We start from the raw sequence: 21849 nt of genomic DNA, 5'->3' as shown, positions 1-21849 counted from the left end.
CTCAGACGCCGATCTTGCCGCCGCCCTGTTTTGTGATCATCACGACAGACGGGCGCGGGGGCATGCCGTCTTTGAAGTCGGGCCAGCGCGTGGCCGGGTCTTCGAAAGACGATTCCCGTTCAAACCCGGTATAGTTCTTCACACCGTCGGATGCCGGATGCTGAACCGCGACGAAGAGCGTTGCGCCATCTTCACTGAAGCAGGGGCCGCACATTTCCGCACCAATTGGCACGCGGAAGAACATTTTGCCCGTACCCCGCAAGGCGCCCTCGGTTTCCAGTGCCCAGATCCCATCAGCCGTGCCGGATTTCGCCCATGCACTGCCCTGATCGGTCGAAATCCACAAACGCCCATCCGGGTCCACGGTGCAGTTATCCGGGGAGGCGAACCAGCCATTTTCCGTGGTCTGTGAATTCCACTGTGCGTTCACGTCTGGCTTTGCCGGATCCCCACAGACGACCAACAAGGACCATTTCGCCATCGTCGCGGCATGGTCCATATCCGGCGGTGTCAGTTCCACAATCTGACCAAAGCTGTTTTCCGCACGCGGGTTCGGGCCATCCACCTGATCGGCCTTGCGCTTGGAATTGTTCGTCAGCATGACATAGACATGACCGGTTTTCGGGTTGGCCTGAACATCTTCGGGCCGGTCCATTTTGGTTGCGCCCAGGGCATCTGCTGCAAGACGGGTGGAGATCAGCACATCGCCCTGATCCTTGAAGCCGTTCTCCGCCGTCAGCGGTCCCTGGCCATGGATCAAAGGCATCCAGGTCACACCGCCTTGATCATCAAATTTCGCAACATACAGGGTCCCTTCGTCCAGCAAGTCTTTATTGGCCGCACGGTCCTGCATATTGACCGTGCCCTTGGTGACGAACTTATAGAGGTAATCGAAGCGTTGATCATCGCCCATATAGACAACCAGACGGCCATCCTTATTAACGATGGTTTCCGCCCCTTCGTGTTTAAACCGGCCCAAAGCCGTGCGCTTTACCGGCGTTGAGGTCGGGTCCATGACATCCACTTCAACCACCCAGCCAAAGCGGTTTACTTCATTAGGTTCTTTCGTGATGTCAAAGCGGGTGTCGAATTTACCCCAGGCATACCACTGACCCGGTGCGCCATAGCGTTTCAGGGCGGCTGCTTCCGGATGGGCGTCCAGGGCGTCCTTGCCCCAGAAATATCCGTTGAAATTCTCTTCCGCCATCAGATAGGTACCCCAGGGCGTAATGCCGCCGGCGCAATTGTTGATCGTGCCCAGAACGGTCGTGCCATTGGGATCGGCCTTGGTCTGGACCCTTGCATGACCGGCAGCCGGTCCAGACAGGCGCATTGGGGTGCTGGCAGTGATGCGACGGTTCATTTTACCGTTCGTGTCCGCCTTCCATTTGCCATTGGCATCGCGCGTCACTTCAACGACCGTGCCACCATGGGCGGCCATTTCCACCTTCACCAGAGCCTCAGTCATATCGGCGAAATCTTTCTTTTCCTGATCGCCAAGACCGGGGAACATCAGTTCTTCATTGGTGTATTCATGATTGACGCACAGAACCGCGCGATCATCGCTGATCGGGATCATGCCAATGAAATCATTATTATAACCAAATTGGCGCAACTGAGACGCTTCTGTCTGATTGGCAGGGTCGAAAGCCGGGGAATCCGGGAACAGGGCATCGCCCCAGCGCAGCAGGATGTCGGCATCATAGCCGGGGGCGACATGGTGCGTCTCATCGACGCCATGGCTGATTTCATCAAAGGCAAAGCGTGCATCCATCGACGCCTGGCCTGGCCGGGACAGGCCTGCAATTGCAAGCGCAGTGCCGGTCATCAGGGCCCCTTTCAGGACACCCCGTCGGGAATAGCGCCGCTGACTGATGCTGCCAAAGGTTTCGTTGTCTGACGGGTTGCTGGGCTTGTCTTCAGCGAATTCCATCGCCTGTTCACGGGTAAGCGTCATAGCAGATCAATTCCTTATCAATTAAGATTGGGTAAGATGCAGCCCATGGCGGATCGCGTGAAACGATGACTGGGCACTGTGTCTAAGATATTGGAACAGGATTTCCACACCGTGACTCGACCGTGAAACATCCGTGACTGGTGCCAATACTTACTGTTGATCTGATCCAAAAGTGCCCATCAACCGTACCGATGGTAGGGTAAAAAACATATAAAAAGGCTCTTAGAATGCATCACACCCGCCGCCATGTGATTATGGGTGCAGCCAGCATCGCGTTGATGGCTCCGTTTTCCGGTATTTCCCGGGCCAGCCTGTCTGAGGCCGAGTTCAGCCCGCGAGATGGAGAGCTTGATTTCGATGTCTTCCGCAATGGATCCGCGATCGGTCATCACACGATTGATCTGCAACAGGATGGCAACCGCACGACAGCCCGAATCGACATTCTTTTGGAAGTCGGGATTGGGCCGCTGGTCCTGTACCGGTATCGCCATCAGAACACCGAAATCTGGGAAGACGGCTCTTTTAAATCCTTTGCGTCCAAGACGGATGATGACGGTACGCCCTATGCCGTGCAGGCCGTTCGGGACCAGTCCGTCATTCGGGTGACGCGGGATCATGATGAAGATTATGAGATTGATGGTCTGGGCATTTTACCCACCACCTATTGGAATGAACAGACCGTTCACTGCAGCCGATTGCTGGATACCCAGAAAGGTCGGGTCATGGCGGTCACCGTCATGCCTCAGGGATGGCAGACTGTCAGGACCGCCGCTGGCATGGTCGAAGCCCAGGGATTTGCCATCAGCGGCGATATTGAATTAAACCTGTGGTATGATCGAAAGAACCAATGGACGAAGTTGAGCTTCCCCTTCAAAGGGGATGAGTTTGATTATCAGCTCGTTTGAACCTTGAAGCCTGACTCGTTACCATAGTGGCGCATACAATGTACGCGTACGCAGTGGCGCGCCCGAAAGGAACAGCATGAGCAACAGGGAGCCGGGACTGATCTGGATCACCGGGGCCAGCATGGGGATCGGTGCCCATCTGGCGCGCCATGCCGCCAATCAGGGATGGAAAGTCGCAATCAGCGCCAGATCTGAAGATAAGCTGGCGGCAGTGGTGAATGAGCATCCGGGCAAAATTCACGCCTATCCATTGGATGTCCTTGACCCGCAGGCGACGACAGCAGTTGTTGAGGCAATTGAACACGATCACGGGCCCATTACGATCGCCGTTCTGAATGCGGGAACCCATGCGGATATGCCCGCCAGTGCCTTTGACGCCCAGGAAGTCGCGAAAATCTATGCCTTGAACATGACCGGCATGGCGAATGGATTGGACCCGTTGCTGAAGCGGTTTCTGCCCCGGGGTGCTGGGCAGATTGCCCTGACGGCCAGCGTTGCCGGATTCCGCGGATTACCCCGCGCCGGGGCGTATTGCGCCAGTAAGGCTGGAACCATTGCTATGGCCGAGTCCCTGGCCTGTGAGATCGATCCCAAGGGCGTGAAGGTCCAGGTAATCTGTCCCGGTTTCGTGCGCACGCCGCTGACCGACAAGAATGATTTTCCGATGCCGTATCTGATGGAGCCAGAGGATGCCGCCAGTCGGATCTGGGCGGGATTGATGAGCGACCGGTTCGAGATATCCTTCCCGCGCCGTTTTGTCTGGCAATTGAAATTCTTGCAGCTTTTGCCCGCAAAATGGTACTTTGCGCTGATCCGAAAAGCGACGGGCCAATGACGCAATCACAACACCTGCATACAATTACCGAACGCTGGGCGACGGCCTTCGCCGCCCCCATGCCAGGTGGGCTGCCGGCCCTGTTGGCCCTGGCGACAGAGGATATCCACTTCACCGATCCGTTCAACGATGTGCGTGGAAAACCCGCTTTGGCGGCCATTCTGGAAGATATGCTTGAGCGGTCCCATGCGCCCAGCTTCGCCGTGCATGACATCACCGCCTCTGACCGGGCGGGTTACATCCGCTGGTCCTTTTCCTGCATTCCGAAAGGCAGAAAGGACACCTGGCAATTTGAAGGAATGAGCGAGATTCACATTGCCGAAGACGGCCGCGTTAAGGCCCATCATGACCATTGGGACAGCGGCGCACAGCTTTATGCGAAACTGCCCGTGATTGGGTGGATCATCCGGCGCATACAGGCGATGATCCGGGTCTGAAATCTATTCGGCGGCGTGGTCCATTGCCAGGGATTTGGATGTCTTTTCGTCCATCCGGCTGAACGATATGACAACGGTGCCAAGCTCTATCCCCCATTTGGAGACCGTGGCGCGATTCATGACCACCCCGTTGGGCTGTAAGAACATCCAGTCATCGAATGTGACACGCAGCGTGCGCTCCTTCATTTTCAGATCATAGGTATAGGTCCACTGGAATGCATTCCCGGCGATCTGACCCTTTGCAATCCCGACAACACCCGCTGCGGTGCCTTCATAGGTCGTCGGCCCGGTGCGGGTCAGGGTCCAAATGCGCTGTTCGGTTTCACCATCGTCATAAACAAAGTCTTCCTGCAGATACAGTTTGTCACCCTCTACCTTACCCGTGATCGACACAACAAATTGCCTGCGGATGTCCCCGAAGCGGTCATAGAAAATTCCAGACGCTTCGGTCTTGCCCTCGAAATACTCTTCCAGGATAAATTTCGGTGTCTTGTCCTCAAAATCAGTTATTTTCATAGTGCTGCATCCCATTAACAGTGTCAGCGCCAGGATCAGCGCGCCCGTCAAAATCTGTTTCATATCACCCAACACCCTCTATCCGCGCCTTCAGCGCCTCCTGATCATTCAGGCTCAGTGGGAAGTGCCACATGACCGCTATGGCCCCCGCCTTGAACACAATCGGCACAAATCCGTACAGCAGAACCAACGCCGTCTCCCCACTGGTTTCCAGGCTGTTGGCCTGAAACCCTGCCCAGTCCAGCAGGGGGAATGCGATGCCCACTGCCAGGGCCAGCGACAATTTCGTCGCCATGCCCCACAGGGCGAAATAGACCCCTGTACGCGCGGCCCCGCCCCCGGCCTTGGTCAGGGCAGCAGTATCAACATCCACCACATCCGCCTGCATTGACGGGGGCAGCGCCAAATCCGCACCCAGGGCGAAACCAGTGCCGATGCACAGCGCCAGATACAAACCGCCGTCACCCACCCCAATCAAAGGCGCCAAGGCAAACCAGCCACAGGCCCAGATCATGGCAATACACCAGGTCCGATGCTTGCCAAATTTTCGCGCTATCCACAGCCATACCGGCATGCCAACAACGGCTACTAAGAAATACGTCAAAAGAAACAAACCGGATTGCTGAGGCGCGCCAACAATATTCTCTACGAATAGTAAAAACAGTGTCGCGGGCAATCCATTGGCGATCCCATTCAGGACCCAGGCCAGCAGAAGCCTGCGAAAGGGGCGGTTTCCAACCATCACCGATAAGCCCTGTCGCCAAGAGACTTTCGCTGTAACCGCAGCAATCTGAGGATCAGGAACTTTCCAAAACAGCGGTATCGCTGACAGCGGCAATCCGATTGCCAGAAACAATCCCACAATGCCCAAGGCATGCCCCCGATCCGCTGGAGACGCCGCCATAGCAACCAATCCCCCCGCAACCAATGTTCCTGCAATCACGAACATCTCTCGGGCCGCCGCGATGCGGTTGCGGGTGTTATAATCACGGCTGAGTTCCGCCCCCCAGGCCTGATAAGGCAACATGACCATGGTCCAACCCAGATGCAGAACAAGTCCGGCCACGACCAGATACGTGATATCCGCGCCCAGCGGTGGGCGAAAGATCATCCATCCTCCCAGCATGGCGACGGGAATACCCATGCCGACCCACAAACGTCGACGACCATATCGCCCCCCAATGCGGTCCGACAGAATGCCAATCAACGGATCCGTCACCACATCCCAGATTCGCATCAGGAACATTGCACCACCCACTGCAGCGAGGCCCAGACCGAGATCAACGGCGTAATAATTCGGGATATGCACATACAGCGGCAATGTCGCTGCCGCCAAGGGCAGGCCCAGCAAGCCATAGGCGATCAGCACCATCAATGGAACCATGGTTTGCGGTGCGTTAGGGGCGGGTTTAATGGCGTTAAACCTTTGCCAGGGTGACGCGTTTCACATCAACCGTGCCGGATCGGAATCCCGCCTCGCAATAGGCCAGATAATATTCCCACATCCGCTTGAAGCGATTGTCGAAACCGATTTCGGCAATTTCACCCCAGGCTTTCTGAAAGCGATCATTCCATTCAGACAGGGTTCTGGCATAGGAAAGACCAAAACCTTCCGAAGAAATCTGGCTAAGTCCCACCGCTTCCGCGCCCATTTTCAAAGCACTGGGCGATGGCAACATGCCGCCTGGAAAAATGTACCGCTGGATAAAATCCGGACGGCGGCGATAATTGTCAAAATGCCGATCCCCAATCGTGATGATCTGCAGGGCCGCGCGCCCACCCTCTTTCAGGCGATCGCGCACTCCATCAAAGAACACCGGCCAGTATTTCTCTCCCACCGCCTCGAACATCTCTATTGAGGCGATGTGGTCAAACTGACCCTCCAGATCCCGGTAATCGATCAGGCGGATATCGACCTTGTCATTCAGTCCCTCCCGCTGCATGCGGGCCTGGGCATAATCGTGCTGTTCGCGGGAAATCGTGATGCCGGTCACTTTCGCGCCCCGCTCCTTTGCGACGCGCTCTGCAAAGCCGCCCCAGCCACAGCCGATTTCCAGCACGGTGCTGTCGGGCGTTAGATTAAGGCGATCCGCCAGCAGGTCATATTTACGGGCCTGGGCGGATTCCAGATCCCCCGCCACATCGTCAAATTGTGCAGAAGAGTACGTCATGCTGGGGTCCAGCCAGCGCTCATAGAACGCATTTCCCAAATCGTAATGATGGGCGATATTCTTGCGGCTGCCGCGCTTGGAATTGCTGTTGAACCCGTGATGGATCAGGCGGTTGGCGACACGATAGACCATGCTGCCATTCAGGGTTTCGTCCAGTGCCTCATAATTCATCGCACCGACTGTCAGGAAATCCGCCAGATTGGAACTGTCCCAGTCCCCATCCAGATAGCTTTCCCCTAATCCTACATTGCCACCCAGGATCATGCGAGGGACCATGCGGCTGTTGTTTAGCGTTATCGGGCCATTGGGACCCGGTTCCTTGCCGCCACATTTCCGCGTCACACCTTCCGGCACGGTGACTTCAAACGTGCCATAATGGATGCGGTTTGCCATGGCGAAATGTAACCGGCTTAACAGTGACAGCCTCGGTTCATCCTGATTCTTACGCCCAATCATCTGATCCCCAGTCGAATAGTCAGTTTTGGTAACGCCATCGCTCATTATCAATTCGTCCCCATCCATATTGCCCGTTTTGGTATCGTCATCGCGTTACATGTTTTGTTGGCGCGGGTGGTTTCGGGTAATATTTCGCCCCCTTCAGCCAAAGCCTCAGCGCCTCCCAATGGATGCCGCCGATCACTTTCGCGGTCATCAAAGGATAGCGCAAAATTGCCCCCAGCAACGCCTTATCCGTCAGCGGTACCCCCCGGGCGGTATGCTTCGCCATCAGGATTGGATCGCCTGTCGAATCGGACTGATTGATCAGCACTGACAGGCGTGCACCAGGCGCTGTCAGACTGAAGTGGTATCGGCATGACATCTCAATAAAGGGGGAGACATGAAAAACCTTAGCCGTTTCCTGATGGATGGCCGCACCTGCCGCCTGTTCCGCCGATACAGGAATAAGATAGCCGTGAGATTCCCCGAATGTATTTGAGACCTCATACAAGACAGCCCGAAGCTGGTGATCAGAATCATAACAGTAGTAAAGGCTCAACGGATTGAAGGCATAGCCCCATAATCTGGGAAATGTCAGCAGATGGATTGCCCCACCCTTCAGCGCCAGACCCTGCTCTTGCAAGGCAGCTTCGACCCAGCCCCGAATGGCGCTGCCGTCCCGCATCCCGTAGTCCCGATCCCACAGGCTGATCGGCGCCCAACGATTATGACCAAACAACCGCATGCGCTGATCCATCTGTGGCAGGGCGTCCACATCGACCAGAATTGAAAAGACAGAATAGGTCAGTTCATGAATAAAAGGCTTCATGCGTTTATGCATGACCTGGCCCCGATACAGGGTTCCATCAGACTGGAGCGCCGGATCGGTCATGCTGCCACCTCTTTCTCAGCCCGGCCCTTTGGAACGCCAACAGCAGCATCAGAGATTGGCCCGACGGCCTGCATGGCATGCACCGGGTAATGACCCCAGGGGGCGGCAACCCCAAAGGCACGGGCGACGGCAACGGCAGAGCCCAAACCATCCTCGTGAAAGCCATAGCCGCAATAGCTGCCACAGAACCACACACCACCATGCCCCTGAATCTCTGGCAGGCGGGCCTGCGCCTCCAGGGCCCCGTGATCGAATACCGGATGATCATAGTCGAATTCCTGGTGAATCATTCCAGGATCAATGTCGTGAATTGGGTTTAACGTCACAAACAGCGGAAAATCGGGGTCTAGGCTTTGCAGCTGGTTCATCCAATAGGTGACCGACACCTGGCGGGTGTCCAGATCGGTTCCCCGTTGTGTCAGATAATTCCAACTGGACCAGACCTTCCGACGGCGGGGCATCTGTGCGACATCTTTATGCAGCACAGCCCGATTCGTCTGATAGGTGAACCGCGACAGGATATCAGATTCCTTATCGGTTTTATCCGCCAACAGGTGATGGGCCTGGTCGCCATGACAGGCAAAGACCACGCGGTCATAGTCCGCCTGACCGCCATCTTCCAGATGCAGGGTGACCTGATCATCGCCCCGCGTCACGGCCTTTACGCCCTGTTTGACCAGAACATCCCGACCCAGATCCGCCCGAATGCGATTAACATAATTCCGGCTGCCGCCCTGAACCGTCCACCATTGCGGCCGGTTTTCAACCTGCAACAGCCCGTGATTGTCAAAGAACCGAATGAAACTGGCCGCCGGAAACTGACCCATTTTGCTGACCGGGCAGGACCAGATTGCCGCGGCCATGGGCAACAGGTGATCGTCGATGAAAGCCCTGGAATATCCATCCCGCGCCAACAGATCCGCCAATGTCATCCCGTCTGCCGCCCCGGATGACAATAAGCCAGGGGCCACCTTATAAAACCGCAGAATGTCACGGACCATTCGGATGAACCGTGGGGAAATCAGGTTTCGCTTCTGCGCGAACAGGCTTTTCAGATCGCTGCCGCCATATTCCAGCCGCCCCTGATCCACCGATACGCCAAAGGACATATCCGTCTTGATCCGGGTCACACCCAACGTGTCGAACAATCCAATCAGATTGGGATAGGTACGTTCATTATAGACGATAAACCCCGTATCGACGGGGGTCGTTTCCCCATCCAGACCCGTTGGGGCATCGACTGTGTTGGAATGCCCGCCAACCGTGCCACCCTTTTCATAGACCGTGACATCATATGCGCCGTTCAACAGCCAGGCGCTGCCCAGACCTGCAATGCCGCTTCCGATAACAGCGATTTTCATAAATTATGCCGCCCCCTTGATGTCATTATACGCCTCTAGTGCCCGATTGCGGGCCTCAACATGGCGCACGACAGGTTTCGGGTAGGTTTTTCCAAGGTCAACCCCAGCCTCCCGCAGGACCTCTTGGGGGGCTTCCCAGGGTTTGTTCAGATATTTGGTCGGCATGTTCTTAAGTTCCGGCACCCAGTGGCGGATGTAATGGCCGTCTGGATCGAATTTCTCCCCCTGGCCAATCGGATTGAAGATTCGGAAATACGGCGCCGCATCCGCCCCACAGCCTGCTGTCCATTGCCAGTTGGCGACATTATTGGCCAGATCCGCATCGACCAGCGTGTCCCGGAACCAGGCTTCGCCCACGCGCCAATCAATCATCAAATGTTTGATCAGAAAGGATGCGACGACCATGCGCACGCGATTGTGCATAAATCCTGTCTGCCACAATTCCCGCATCCCGGCATCGACCAGCGGGTATCCGGTTCCACCCGTTCTCCAGGCTTTCAAAGCGGTCGGGTCTTCCTGCCACGGGAAGGCATCAAAGCGGGAATTATAGTTCTCTTGTGGCAAGGTCGGATTGTGAAACAGCAGGTTATGATTGAAATCCCGCCAGCCAAGCTCTCTCAGGAAGGACCATATGCCCTTATCCAGCACCGCCCCACTTTCAGTGCGACTCCTGTCCAGCGCGACATGCCATATCTCGCGCGGGCTGATCTCTCCAAAGGCCAAATGGGGGCTTAACCGGGATGTCCCGGCGATATCCGGTCGATTGCGCGTGTCGTCATATCGTTGGGCAATCGAATCCAGAAAATCGCCCAATCTTTGCCGCGCCCCGGCCTCTCCTGGTGTCCAGCTTTGACGCAACCCACCTGTCCAGTCGGGCTTGGTGGGCAGCAAAGCCCATTCCGCCAAAGTATCACTGGGAATCTGCTGTGACGGGGGCGTAATTATGTTTGGTTTCGCCATAGGGTTTGGCAAATCGCCAAGGTCCAATTCGGCCTTCCAGAACGGGGAAAACACCCCATAAGCCCCGCCCAGTTTGGTTTTAACCTCCCAGGGCTCATGCAACAGGGACCCATTGAAGCTTTCAACCAGAAGCCCCTGTTCTTTCAAATGCTGCTTGATCTCAGAATCCCGGGTAATGGCTTCTGGTTCGTAACACCGGTTCCAATAGACAGCGGTCGCCCCGGTTTCCTGGCACACATCCTCCAGACAGCGTCGGGCCGGGCCACGCCTTAGGATCAATTGGCCGCCAAGCGCTGCGATATCCTGTGCCAAGGCGGTCAGGCTGTGATGCAGCCACCACGCGCCAGCCGCGCCCACGGGCAATGCGCCCTCGCAGTCGGGGTCCAGGATGAACACGCAAGCGGTTTCATCCCCATGCGCGAGAGCCGCGCGCAACGCGGGATTGTCCGACAGGCGTAAATCCTTGCGAAACCAGTGAAGACTGACTTTTGACATAAACCCTTCCGACCCTGTGCCTCCACCAACAGGCGGAGCAAATCATTTCTTAAAGGTGATACGCCTTGGAAACCCGTTTCGGATTAGGGGAATACAAGAAAAGTTTCACAAACACGATTGATCCAGCCCCGTTCCGTATTCGTAATTCCTTATACGTGGTGAGCATCGCTTGCCGTGTTCCTGGCGGGTCCTTCCCCCCACATTCGTCAGGGGCACCACTGGACTGGCGATACTTTCGCTGGTCCAGTGCGTTTTGGGGGATCATGTTGCGCGCAACAACCGTGCCTTTGGCACGCGAATGACGGCTCGACCGGTTGCCAGATGCACTGAAAACCCTTTTTTAAACAAGCCGCTGATTGCGGGATCCCACACACTCAAACCCCCAGTATAGCTGCCATAAGCCGGCAGGATCAGGCGCGCCCCATCTTCTATGAAACAGCGCGCCGACAGCCGCCTTGCGCGGGTCTGGACACTGGCTTTTGGGTGAAAATGGCCGGAAACCTCACCGGGTCTTGAACCATGTTCCGCTTCATGCCGGAAAACCAAAGGGCCCTCCAGCCAATCGGCCCGAACGCGGCCGCCCAGATCTGCAGGCGGGGCGGGGTCGTGATTGCCTGCGATCCAGATCCAATCCACGTTGGAAACCAGCTTGCCCAAAACGGCGCGATCCTGGGGCGACAATCGATCTGACGCCTGCGCGTCATGAAAACTGTCCCCCAGGCAAATAACCCGGTCCGGTCGCAAACGGGCCAGCGATGTCGCCAGCACCGCCAATGTGGTGCGGCTGTCATAGGGGGGCAGCATCTGACCCCGGCTGGCAAAGGCGGACCCTTTTTCCAGGTGCAGATCAGCAACGACAAGGGTGTTGCGATCCGGCCAATACAGGCTGCCATCCGCTAAGGCCTGTAATTGTGCCCCGTTCAGCACAAAGGCGCTGTGATCTTTTCGTATCGCCGAATTCATCATGACCATTTATAGCGGAAGTCCGCCTTGCGGGTCCATCCGCATGGCCTCTTCTATCAATTCTTCGGCCAATTCATCAAACAGTTGATCCTCCGCATCGCCATAAACGGCTTCCTTACCGATCTCTAACAGGATCGGCACCGCCAAAGGGGAAACCCGATCCAGACGACGATGGCGTATCCCGCCACTTTTGACACGCGCCAGAAATTCCGCCAACCGCCCCACATCAATCATCCCGCCCTTGGCATCGGCGCGGGTGGCCTGCAACAGCACATGATCCGGCTCATGCCGCCGCAGAACATCATAGATCAGGTCGGAATTGAAGGTGACCTGACGTCCCGTCTTTTCCTGCCCCGGCTGGCGGCGTTCGATCAGGCCGGCGATCACCGCGACGTTGCGGAAGGTCCGCTTCATCAGGGAACTTTCCTCCATCCAGGCTTCCAGATCATCACCCAGCATGTCCTCATCAAACAGCGCCTGCATATCCTTCGCCGCATGCAGTCCCCAGACGGCGATGACATAATCGCTGGCGACAAAGCCCAAGGGTGCCAGGCCCAGCCGCTCCATGCGTTTGGTCAACAGCATGCCCAAAGTCTGATGTGCATTGCGCCCCGCAAAGCTATAGGCGACCAGATATTCCTTGCCCGCACGGGGGAAGGTTTCCACCAGCAATCCATCACGCCCCGGCAGCAGGGACCGCCATTGCTGCAGGTTCAGCCATTCGCGCACCTGATCAGGCAATTCGACCCAGGATGTGGGATCGGCCAGCGTGGCGCGCACCCGGTCCGACAGCAGCGTCGTGAAGGGCAGCCGCCCCCCCATATAGGCCGGAACTTTAGGGTCTTTGCCGCGCGCGACACTGACCTCCACCGCGGTCTGTTTGATCCCTTCAAACCGCAACATGCGCCCGGCAAAGACAAAGGTATCGCCAGGCTCAAGCCCGGTTGCGAAATATTCCTCGATCTCCCCCAGAACCCCGCCACCCCGCAGGCGCACCTTCAGGGTGACCGCCTCAACAATTGTGCCGATATTCATGCGATGGCGATGGGCAAGCCTTGGATTGGCAACTTCATAGGTACCGGCTGCCGTTAAGAACAGCCGCTTCCAGCGATCATAGCTTTTCAAGGCATAGCCGCCATCTTCGACAAACCGCAAGGCCGCATCGAAAGCATCGCGGGTCAGGGTGCGATAGGGGGCCGCCTGCCTGATTTCCGCGAAAATATCATCGGCGCGAAATGGGGCGGCGCAGGCCAGGCTCATGATATGCTGGCATAGAACGTCCAGGCCGCCGTCCCGGGGCGGGTCACCATCCAGCGTGCCTTCCGCCACGCCCTCAATGACACAGCGGCATTCCAGCACCTCAAACCGATTACACGGCACCAACAGGGCGCGACTGGGCACGTCCAGCCGATGTCCGGCACGCCCGATGCGCTGAATCATGCGCGATACCCCTTTTGGCGGCCCGACCTGAACCACCAGATCCACCGCCGCCCAGTCGATCCCCAAATCCAACGATGACGTCGCAACCACCGCGCGCAGGCTGCCATCGGCCATCGCGGCCTCTACCTTGCGCCGCTGATCGCGCGCCAGAGAGCCATGATGCAAGGCGATGGGCAGCGCATCCTCGTTGGCGCGCCACAATTCCTGAAAGACCAGTTCGGCCTGGGCACGGGTATTAACAAAAATGATCGCCGTGCCGGTTTTCTTAATCTCCTGATAAATCTCCGGGATGGCATGCAGGCCATAATGACCCGACCAGGGCAGCCGCACGGCGGTTTCCAACAGGCGCACATCCGCCCGTTTCGCCCCCATGCCGGTCACTGTCACCACCTCATCCGCATCCGCGCAGGGGGAGATGTAGCGGCGCAGATCATCGGGCCAGGCGACCGTTGCCGACAGACCAACGCGCCGCAGGTCCGGGGCAATTTTAGACAAGCGCGCCAGACACAGCGCCAACTGATCCCCCCGCTTGGTTCCCGCAATCGCATGAACCTCGTCCAGGATGACGCGGTGCAGTGATTTAAACAGGGTGAAGCTTTCCGGTTGAGAGATCAGCAGGCCCAAAGATTCCGGTGTGGTCAGTAATATCTGGGGCGGATTTTCCTTCTGGCGCTGGCGCCGGTTGGCGGGCGTGTCGCCGGTTCGGGTCTCAATTCGGATATCCAGCCCCATTTCTTCAACCGGCGTCATCAGGTTACGCTGGATATCCACCGCCAGGGCTTTCAGTGGGGAAATATAGAGCGTGTGCAGGCCCTCTGTCGGATTGCTGGCCAGATCAATCAGGCTGGGCAGAAATCCAGCCAGGGTCTTCCCACCCCCCGTCGGAGCAACCAGTAAAGTATGCGCGCCCCGTCCATCCGCCGCCACCATATCCAACTGATGGGGGTGGGGTCGCCAGCCCTTTTGCTGGAACCAATCACTGAATTTTTTTGGCAAGACTGGGTCGATTTCGGTCATAACAGGACTGAGTATAGCCTTTCAGCGCCAATTCGCGAGCGCCGTATTAGCGTTAAAGTATTTCTTCAACCACATCATCTAGTAGTTTAACGGCTTGTAATGACGCATTAGCAACACCTGTTAAGCTCCTTTGCAAAAAACAAAAAATGGAATGGTGACAAGCGCAAAAGAATCGCTGTACGACTTGGTTAACAGCTCGGGCCTTCTGGCGAACCGGTTCGAGTGGAGGGACGATGATAAATACGATGGAATTAACCGGGGGGACCCGGGTGGATTTTGCCGAAGAGCAAAAACGCAAAGTGATGACCCTGTTTTTGGACGTATGGGACCAAGCCTGCGTCGAGGGGATTCCGAGCGAATTGCTGTCTGAGGTCTGTCTGTATCTGGCACTGACGGACCTGGTAGAGGATCATGGGGAGGACGATGTCGCTGACATTATCGAAACCCTGCCCTATCGAATCAGAAACGGTGAATTCACAATGGGTGAACAGGCGCATTAGAGCAAATCCTGAGCAAACGGAATCGTTTGCGACGACGTATTTGCTGAAATGGGGTAGAACATCATGTGTGAGCTCATGCGAGCGCATGATGCTCTAAGCCACCTGAGCACCGATTGGGGTATCGCGAACGTTTAGGGGAGGCAGCTTGCTGCCCGGGTCAGCGCGTCCGTCAGGGCGGCGTCTGAATAGTGCTGTGCCGCGCCTACACCCCAGATCGGACCGGGCCATGCCGCATCATCGCGATAGCGCATGATGATGTGGATGTGCAACTGTGGCACCATATTGCCCAAGGCCGCGACATTCACCTTGTCGGCCTGCCATACCTTTTGCATGGCCTTGCTGATATGGGTGATATCCGTCATCAGCCGCATCTGGTCTGCATTGGACATATCATGCATCTCGCGCAAGCCGGCCTGACGCGGCACCAGGATCAGCCAGGGATACCGTGCATCCCTGGACAACAGGACCTCGCATAAGTCGGTCTGACCAACCGGATGGGTGTCTTTCGCCAATTGCGGGTGCAGTTCAAACCGATCCGTCATGCTTCATTCCCGCTGAGACAAGGCGATGGCTATTTCGGCGCCGACCCTGGCATTGTCGATCAACAGCGCCCGGTTGGCGGTCAGGCTGCGCCCGCCGGATGATTTCGCAATCCGCGATAACAGGAACGGGGTTACGGTCTTGCCCGCAATTCCGGCCTGACCGGCCTCTGCCAGGGCAGCGTCGATCCAGGTTTCCACCTCCCCCAAGGCCAGGGCGGCATCTTCGGGTACCGGATTGCAAACCAGCAGACCGCCCAGACCAAGTGACCAGTGCAGCCGGGCAATGCGCGCGGCCTGTTCTGGCGTATCAACGCGATGATCCAGCGGCAGGTCACTATCACGGCTGTGGAACGCCGGTAAGGTATCTGTCTGATACCCCAGAACCGGCACGCCCTGTGTCTCCAGATATTCCAGCGTCTTGGGCAGATCCAGAATGCTTTTTGCGCCGGAGGCTATGGTCAGTACCGGCGTGCGCGATAATTCCAATAAGTCGGCTGAGATATCCATCGTCTCCACCGCGCCCCGATGCACCCCGCCAATGCCGCCCGTGGCGAAAACCTCAATCCCTGCTGCCTGTGCACAAATCATTGTGGCAGAGACCGTCGTCGCCCCCGTTCCGCCGACAACAACACAGGCCGCGATGTCCCGGCGACTCAATTTGGCAATATCAGCATCGGGGTCGGCCAGATGCGCACGGTCTTCTGCCGACAGACCAACCCGGATGCGACCATCCACAACGGCTATCGTGGCGGGGACTGCGCCAGCATCCCGCACGGCCTGTTCCATCGCCTGGCTGGTTTCCAGGTTGTCCGGATGGGGCAGGCCATGGGCGATTACGGTCGATTCCAGCGCGACGACGGGCATACCATCGGCCAGGGCTGCACGAATTTCAGGCGACAGGGTCAGGGCGTTTCTCATGCCCTATGCTGGCAGGGCCGGGACAATCCCGCAAGCGCTCGACGGATGATAAAAAGCACGATATTGAGAAGATATGATGTCACTCAATGATCCACGCGCCTTTTTATCCTCTCTGTTCGATGCCGCCCTGGCAGCCGCCGACCCGTTGCGCTGTGTGCCGCCCATGCTGCCCCAGACACCTGGACGTCGAACGGTCCTGATCGGGGCGGGAAAAGCATCGGCCCTGATGGCACAAGCCATTGAAAAGGCCTGGCCCCATCCGCTGGAAGGCCTGGTGGTCACCCGCTATGGCCACGCGGTGCCCTGCGACCATGTTGAAATTATCGAAGCCTCTCATCCTGTTCCAGACGCTGCGGGCGAAGCTGCTGCACAACGCATATTGGACCTGGCCCAGGAACTGGGACCTGAAGACCTGCTGATCTGTGCGATTTCCGGCGGCGGCTCTGCTTTGCTGAGCCTGCCCGGTGATGGCTTGACCCTGGCGGACAAGCAGGCCGTGAACAAAGCCCTATTACGGTCTGGCGCCGCGATCGGGGAGATGAATTGCGTGCGCAAACACCTGTCGGCCATCAAGGGCGGCCGGCTGGCGGCAGCTGCCTATCCGGCCAGGGTCCATACGATCCTGATCTCCGATGTTCCGGGCGACGACCCCGCTGTCATCGCGTCTGGCCCAACCGTGCCGGATAACACAACCCTGGCGCAGGCCCTGGAAATTCTGGAGCGGCGCAAAATTGATGTGCCCGACGCAGTGCGTATTCGCCTGAACCAGCCGGAGGCGGAAACACCGGATTCAGAAGACCCCATCTTCCAAAACACCACCACAGTCATGGCCGCGCGGCCCCTTGCCTCTTTACAGGCCGCGGCGGACATCGCGCGACAGGCGGGAATAATGCCCCTGATCCTGGGGGATGCCCTGGAAGGCGAAAGCCGGGACGTTGCGACGGTGATGGCCGGCATCGCGCGATCGATCCGCGACCATAGCCTGCCGGTTGCTGCCCCGGCGGTATTGCTGTCGGGGGGCGAAACCACGGTGACGATCAAGGGTGATGGCATTGGTGGCCCGAATGCGGAATTCACCCTGGCACTGGCACTGGCCTTGAAGGGCATGGAAGGCGTCTATGGCCTGGCCTGTGACACCGACGGCGTGGATGGGGCCGCAGAGGTAGCAGGCGCGATGATCGATCCAGATACTTTGACCCGCGCCGATGCCGCCGGGTTGAATGCCCGCGCGGCCCTTGAAAACAACGACGCCCATAACTTCTTTGAGGCTCTGGGCGATCAGATCAAACCCGGCCCGACGCTGACCAATGTCAACGACTTCAGGGCAATCCTGATCGTCTGAAGGCCTGCTTTATCGAAACGTCACCCCGGACGCGATCCCCCCGCCTGCGCGGAAGAGCCGAGGGTGTGAGCCCTGCCGCATTTTTTAAGGTTTACCGCAAAGGGCGGAGAGAAAACGCAAAGGGCGCAGAGGGGCTGGCACACACAATTCCACCGCCCCATTCTCATCCTGAGGAGGCGCGTAGCGCCGTCTCGAAGGAGGGGCTGTAAGCACTGTGCTTGCAGGCAGATCACCCTTCGAGACGCTCCGCTCCTCAGGGTGAGGGTGCGTATTTGTGAGAATTTCGTCACCCCGGACGTGATCCGGGGTCCAGGGCGGCAGGTGAATTTGGTGCCTGTGGCCCTGGATACCCGCCTTCGCGGGTAAGACGTACAGAGATTGTCTTTGCGCCCTCCGCGTTCCCACCTTTGAAGAGTAATCGCAAAGAACGCAGAGAAGGCGCAAAGGACGCGGAGCGGCCTGGCACACACAATTCCACCGCCCCATTCTCATCCTGAGGAGGCGCGTAGCGCCGTCTCGAAGGAGGGGCTGTAAGCACTGTGCTTCCCCCTTCGAGACGCTCCGCTCCTCAGGGTGAGGGTGCGTATTTGCGGGAATTTCGTCACCCCGGACCTGATCCGGGGTCCAGGGCGGCAGGCAAAATAGGAACGGGCTGCCCTGGATACCGGCCTTCGCGGGTAAGACGAGACAGAGATTGTCTTCGCGTCCTCAGCGTTCCCTCCTTTGAAGATTAATCGCAAAGAGCGCAGAGAAGGCGCAAAGGGCGCGGAGCGGCCTGACACATAAAACTCCAAACCGCCCCACTCTCATCCTGAGGAGGCGCGATAGCGCCGTCTCGAAGGAGGGGCTGTAAGGTCTGTGCTTACAGAAGGCTCCCCCTTCGAGACGCTCCGCTCCTCAGGGTGAGGGTGCGTATTTGCGGGAATTTCGTCACCCCGGACTTGATCCGGGGTCCAGGGCGGCAGGTGAATTTGGTGCCTGTGGCCCTGGATACCCGCCTGCGCGGGTAAGACGAGACAGGGATTGTCTTTGCGCCCTCCGCGTCTCCTCCTTTGAAGAGTAATCGCAAAGAACGCAGAGAAGGCGCAAAGGGCGCAGAGGGGCTGGCTCACACGATTCCAAACCGCCCCATTCTCATCCTGAGGAGGCGCGTTAGCGCCGTCTCGAAGGAGGGGCTGTAAGTCCGGTGCTTCCAGGCAGATCACCCTTCGAGACACTCGGCTCCTCAGGGTGAGGGTGCGTATTTGTGAGAATTTCGTCACCCCGGACTTGATCCGGGGTCCAGGGCGGCAGGCGCAATTGGTGCCTGTGGTCCCTATTCTGCTGCCTCTGACACTTGAACCAGGGGGGCGACACGGGCGGCGCAGAATTTGAATTCTGGAATCTTACCAAACGGATCCAATTGCGGGTTTGTCAGCATATTGGCCGGCCCTTCGGCAAAACAGAACGGCATGAAGACCATGTCTTCTGTAACATCCCGGTCCGCCCGCGCCTTTACCTTGACCGCGCCGCGTCTGGTGTGAACGGCGACCATATCACCAGGTTTCACGCCATGCTTCGCCAGCCATCTGGGATGCAGATGGGCGACGGCTTCCGGCTCAAGAATATCCAGCACCGTGGCGCGTCTTGTCATCGCACCCGTATGCCAATGTTCCAGCAAGCGTCCGGTGGTCAGCACCATCGGATAGTCCGCATCCGGCAATTCTGATGGTGGCACCAGATCGGTTGGGGTCAATTTCACGCGACCATTCGCTGTGGGGAAGGATTCTGCGAAAATAATCTCGTGTCCGGGTGTCGTTTCATCGTCACAGGGATAGGTGACCGCCCCTTCATTTTCCAACCGGTCCCAGGTAATGCCGTTAAAGGACTGCATAATCCGTCCCATTTCCGCAAAGACCTCTTTCGGATGGCTGTAGTTCCAGTTCAGCCCCAATCCCTGGGCAATGGCCTGAATCAATTCCCAGTCCTGACGCGCGTCCCCCGGCGGAGTCAGCGCGGGCCGGCCGATTTGAACTTGTCGATTGGTATTGGTGAAGGTACCCCATTTTTCAGCCAGGGCAGAGGCGGGGAAAATCACATCCGCATGATAACAGGTTTCGGTCAGGAAGATGTCCTGCACGACCAGATGGTCCAATTCCGCCAGGGCCTGACGGGCATGACGGGTATCAGGGTCCGACATGGCCGGATTTTCGCCCATGATATACATGCCGTTAATGCTGCCAGCCAGAATCGCGTCGACGATTTCAACCACGGTCAGGCCGCGATTGGGGTCCAGGCTCTGGCCCCAGAATTTTTCGTACATTTCCCGAATTTCGGGGTTTTCGACAGATTTATAGTCGGGGAATACCATGGGAATCAGGCCGGCATCGGACGCGCCTTGAACATTATTCTGACCGCGCAGCGGGTGCAGCCCGGTACCGGGCCGACCGATCTGGCCGGTAATGGCAGCCAGGGTGATCAGGCAGCGGGCATTGTCGGTACCGTGCACATGCTGGGAAACACCCATCCCCCAGAAAATGATCGATTTTTCCGACCGCGCATAGACGCGCGCAACCTCCCGAATGGTTTCAGCATCAATGCCACAAATCGGCGCCATTTCTTCTGGCGAGAACGGCCGCACATTCTCTTTCACGGCCTGATAGTTTTCCACCCGCGCCTGAATGAACTGCTCGTCCACCAGATTTTCGTAGATGATGGTATGGATCATCGCATTCAACAGCGGCACATCGCGGCCTGGCGTGAATTGCAGATGCTTCCAGGCGTGGCGCGCCAAATCCTGACCCCGTGGGTCCAGTACAATCATTTTGGCACCGCGCTTTACCGCTTGCTTCAAAAATGTCGCCGCAACGGGGTGATTCTGGGCAGGACGTGCGCCAATCACGATCATGCAATCGGCATCTTTCGCGGCGGTAAAGGGTGCCGTCACAGCGCCGGAATTCACCCCTTCCATCAGGGCCGCGACAGAGGATGCATGACACAGACGGGTGCAGTGATCGACATTGTTGGTTTCAAACCCGGTCCGCACCAACTTCTGGAACAGATAGGCTTCTTCATTCGATCCTTTTGCAGAGCCAAATCCGGCCAGGGCGTCACCGCCCTTGTCATCGCGGATCTTACGTAGGCCCGAAACCGCGACTTCGATGGCTTCTTCCCAGGTGGCTTCCCGGAAATGCGTCAGCGGATTCATTGGATCGACTTCGATATCCCAACGCTTTTCCGCATCCTTTCTGCGGATCAAGGGCTTGGTCAGGCGTCCGGCATGGCTGGAATAATCCATCCCAAACCGCCCCTTGACGCACAGGCGCTGTTCATTGGCTGGCCCATTCTTGCCGCGTACTTCAACGATTTTATTGTCTTTAACATGGATTTCCGTCTGACAGCCGACGCCACAGAAGGGGCAGACAGAGTCTACAATCGAGTCCGCTGCACCGACATAGACCTGACTTTCATCGACCTTAGTGGCGGGCATCAACGCCCCGGTCGGGCAGGCCTGAACACATTCACCACAGGCGACACAGGTCGATTGGCCCATCGGATCATCAAAATCAAACACGATCTTGGCCCCGTGCCCGCGATAGGCCATGCCGATCACATCATTGATCTGAACTTCCCGACAGGCGCGAACACACAGATTGCAATGGATACAGGCATCAAGATTGACCCGCATTGCCGCATGACTGGCATCCGTTTCAGGCGTCGCGCGCTGAGGAAAACGGGATGTTTCGACATCCATTTTGTCGATCCATGTCCAGAACTTGCTGTCTGTTTCATGGGCGACTTCCCGCGCGGGCTGGTCAGCCAATAACAGTTCAAACACCATATCCCGGGACGCCTTGGCGCGATCAGAGGCGGATTTAACGACCATGCCTTCACTGGGCGTGCGGATACAGGAGGCCGCCAGGGTCCGTTCGCCCTCAATCTCCACCATACAAGCACGACAATTGCCATCAGCACGATAGCCAGGTTCCGGCTGCCAGCACAGATGCGGAATTGTTGTGCCTTCACGTTTGGCGACCTGCCAAATGCTTTCGCCAGGAAACGCGGTCACATCGCGTCCATCAAGAGAAAAGGTGATGGTTTTCAAGGCTGTGTCGGGCATCGCAAATCCTTTTACCCTCTGTATCACAGAGGACAGGCTGGTTCCAGGGTCGGGAGGCACA

At 57.5% G+C, this 21849-nt stretch carries 17 protein-coding genes; 5 read left to right on the top strand and 12 right to left on the bottom strand.

The window, feature by feature from the left end; translation table 11 throughout:
- Position 1: 1 nt before the first annotated feature.
- Positions 2-1957: a PhoX family protein gene (locus ACOSDR_RS05830; RefSeq protein WP_420730653.1), complete on the bottom strand. Its 1956-nt coding sequence runs from the start codon at positions 1955-1957 to the stop codon at positions 2-4.
- Positions 1958-2184: 227 nt separating this feature from the next.
- On the opposite strand from ACOSDR_RS05830, the gene ACOSDR_RS05825 reads away from it, so the two are divergent.
- The 3 genes from ACOSDR_RS05825 to ACOSDR_RS05815 all read left to right on the top strand — a co-directional run bounded on the left by ACOSDR_RS05825 (position 2185) and on the right by ACOSDR_RS05815 (position 4134).
- Complete coding sequence (locus ACOSDR_RS05825; RefSeq protein WP_420730652.1) at positions 2185-2862, top strand: DUF6134 family protein; 678 nt, start codon at positions 2185-2187, stop codon at positions 2860-2862.
- Positions 2863-2938: 76 nt separating this feature from the next.
- Positions 2939-3697 carry an SDR family NAD(P)-dependent oxidoreductase gene (locus tag ACOSDR_RS05820; protein WP_420730651.1) on the top strand — a complete coding sequence of 253 codons (759 nt, stop codon included), beginning with the start codon at positions 2939-2941 and terminating at the stop codon, positions 3695-3697.
- A complete protein-coding gene (locus ACOSDR_RS05815; RefSeq protein ID WP_420725238.1) occupies positions 3694-4134 on the top strand; it encodes a nuclear transport factor 2 family protein in 441 nt (146 codons plus the stop codon). The genes ACOSDR_RS05820 and ACOSDR_RS05815 overlap by 4 nt, the downstream gene beginning before the upstream one ends.
- A gap of 3 nt (positions 4135-4137) precedes the next feature.
- Here ACOSDR_RS05815 and ACOSDR_RS05810 read toward each other — a convergent pair whose 3' ends face one another.
- The 8 genes from ACOSDR_RS05810 to ACOSDR_RS05775 all read right to left on the bottom strand — a co-directional run bounded on the left by ACOSDR_RS05810 (position 4138) and on the right by ACOSDR_RS05775 (position 14387).
- A complete protein-coding gene (locus ACOSDR_RS05810) occupies positions 4138-4713 on the bottom strand; it encodes a DUF3833 domain-containing protein (RefSeq protein ID WP_420730650.1) in 576 nt (191 codons plus the stop codon).
- Between the two features lies 1 nt (position 4714).
- Positions 4715-6034, bottom strand: a complete 1320-nt coding sequence (locus ACOSDR_RS05805) for an MFS transporter (protein WP_420730649.1) — start codon at positions 6032-6034, stop codon at positions 4715-4717.
- Positions 6035-6068: 34 nt separating this feature from the next.
- Positions 6069-7322 carry a class I SAM-dependent methyltransferase gene (locus tag ACOSDR_RS05800; RefSeq protein ID WP_420725241.1) on the bottom strand — a complete coding sequence of 418 codons (1254 nt, stop codon included), beginning with the start codon at positions 7320-7322 and terminating at the stop codon, positions 6069-6071.
- A gap of 40 nt (positions 7323-7362) precedes the next feature.
- Positions 7363-8151, bottom strand: a complete 789-nt coding sequence (locus tag ACOSDR_RS05795) for a DUF1365 domain-containing protein (RefSeq protein ID WP_420730648.1) — start codon at positions 8149-8151, stop codon at positions 7363-7365.
- Entirely contained in the window at positions 8148-9512 is a 1365-nt protein-coding gene (locus tag ACOSDR_RS05790) for an NAD(P)/FAD-dependent oxidoreductase (protein ID WP_420730647.1), read from the bottom strand. Before ACOSDR_RS05790 ends, ACOSDR_RS05795 begins: the two co-directional genes overlap by 4 nt.
- A gap of 3 nt (positions 9513-9515) precedes the next feature.
- The gene (locus ACOSDR_RS05785) at positions 9516-10967 is read right to left on the bottom strand and encodes a cryptochrome/photolyase family protein (protein WP_420725244.1); all 1452 of its coding nucleotides are present in this window, start codon (positions 10965-10967) and stop codon (positions 9516-9518) included.
- Between the two features lie 261 nt (positions 10968-11228).
- A complete protein-coding gene (gene pdeM / locus ACOSDR_RS05780; protein ID WP_420725245.1) occupies positions 11229-11939 on the bottom strand; it encodes a ligase-associated DNA damage response endonuclease PdeM in 711 nt (236 codons plus the stop codon).
- Positions 11940-14387, bottom strand: a complete 2448-nt coding sequence (locus ACOSDR_RS05775; RefSeq protein ID WP_420730646.1) for a ligase-associated DNA damage response DEXH box helicase — start codon at positions 14385-14387, stop codon at positions 11940-11942. It lies immediately after the preceding gene.
- Between the two features lie 233 nt (positions 14388-14620).
- On the opposite strand from ACOSDR_RS05775, the gene ACOSDR_RS05770 reads away from it, so the two are divergent.
- Complete coding sequence (locus ACOSDR_RS05770; protein WP_420725247.1) at positions 14621-14887, top strand: hypothetical protein; 267 nt, start codon at positions 14621-14623, stop codon at positions 14885-14887.
- A 131-nt stretch (positions 14888-15018) separates the two neighbouring features.
- Here ACOSDR_RS05770 and ACOSDR_RS05765 read toward each other — a convergent pair whose 3' ends face one another.
- Positions 15019-15429, bottom strand: coding sequence for an HIT family protein (locus tag ACOSDR_RS05765; RefSeq protein WP_420730645.1), 411 nt, complete (start codon positions 15427-15429; stop codon positions 15019-15021).
- A 3-nt stretch (positions 15430-15432) separates the two neighbouring features.
- Positions 15433-16347 carry a pseudouridine-5'-phosphate glycosidase gene (locus ACOSDR_RS05760; RefSeq protein ID WP_420730643.1) on the bottom strand — a complete coding sequence of 305 codons (915 nt, stop codon included), beginning with the start codon at positions 16345-16347 and terminating at the stop codon, positions 15433-15435.
- A 73-nt stretch (positions 16348-16420) separates the two neighbouring features.
- Between ACOSDR_RS05760 and ACOSDR_RS05755 the strand changes: the two genes are divergently transcribed.
- Positions 16421-17689: a glycerate kinase type-2 family protein gene (locus ACOSDR_RS05755; protein WP_420725250.1), complete on the top strand. Its 1269-nt coding sequence runs from the start codon at positions 16421-16423 to the stop codon at positions 17687-17689.
- A 1315-nt stretch (positions 17690-19004) separates the two neighbouring features.
- Here ACOSDR_RS05755 and fdhF read toward each other — a convergent pair.
- Entirely contained in the window at positions 19005-21788 is a 2784-nt protein-coding gene (gene fdhF, locus ACOSDR_RS05750; RefSeq protein WP_420730642.1) for a formate dehydrogenase subunit alpha, read from the bottom strand.
- Positions 21789-21849: the final 61 nt, after the last annotated feature.

It is taken from the genome of Hwanghaeella sp. 1Z406, assembly GCF_048892425.1.
Lineage (GTDB): Bacteria > Pseudomonadota > Alphaproteobacteria > UBA8366 > Aestuariispiraceae > Pacificispira.
This window is presented reverse-complemented; position numbering and strand designations above follow the sequence as displayed.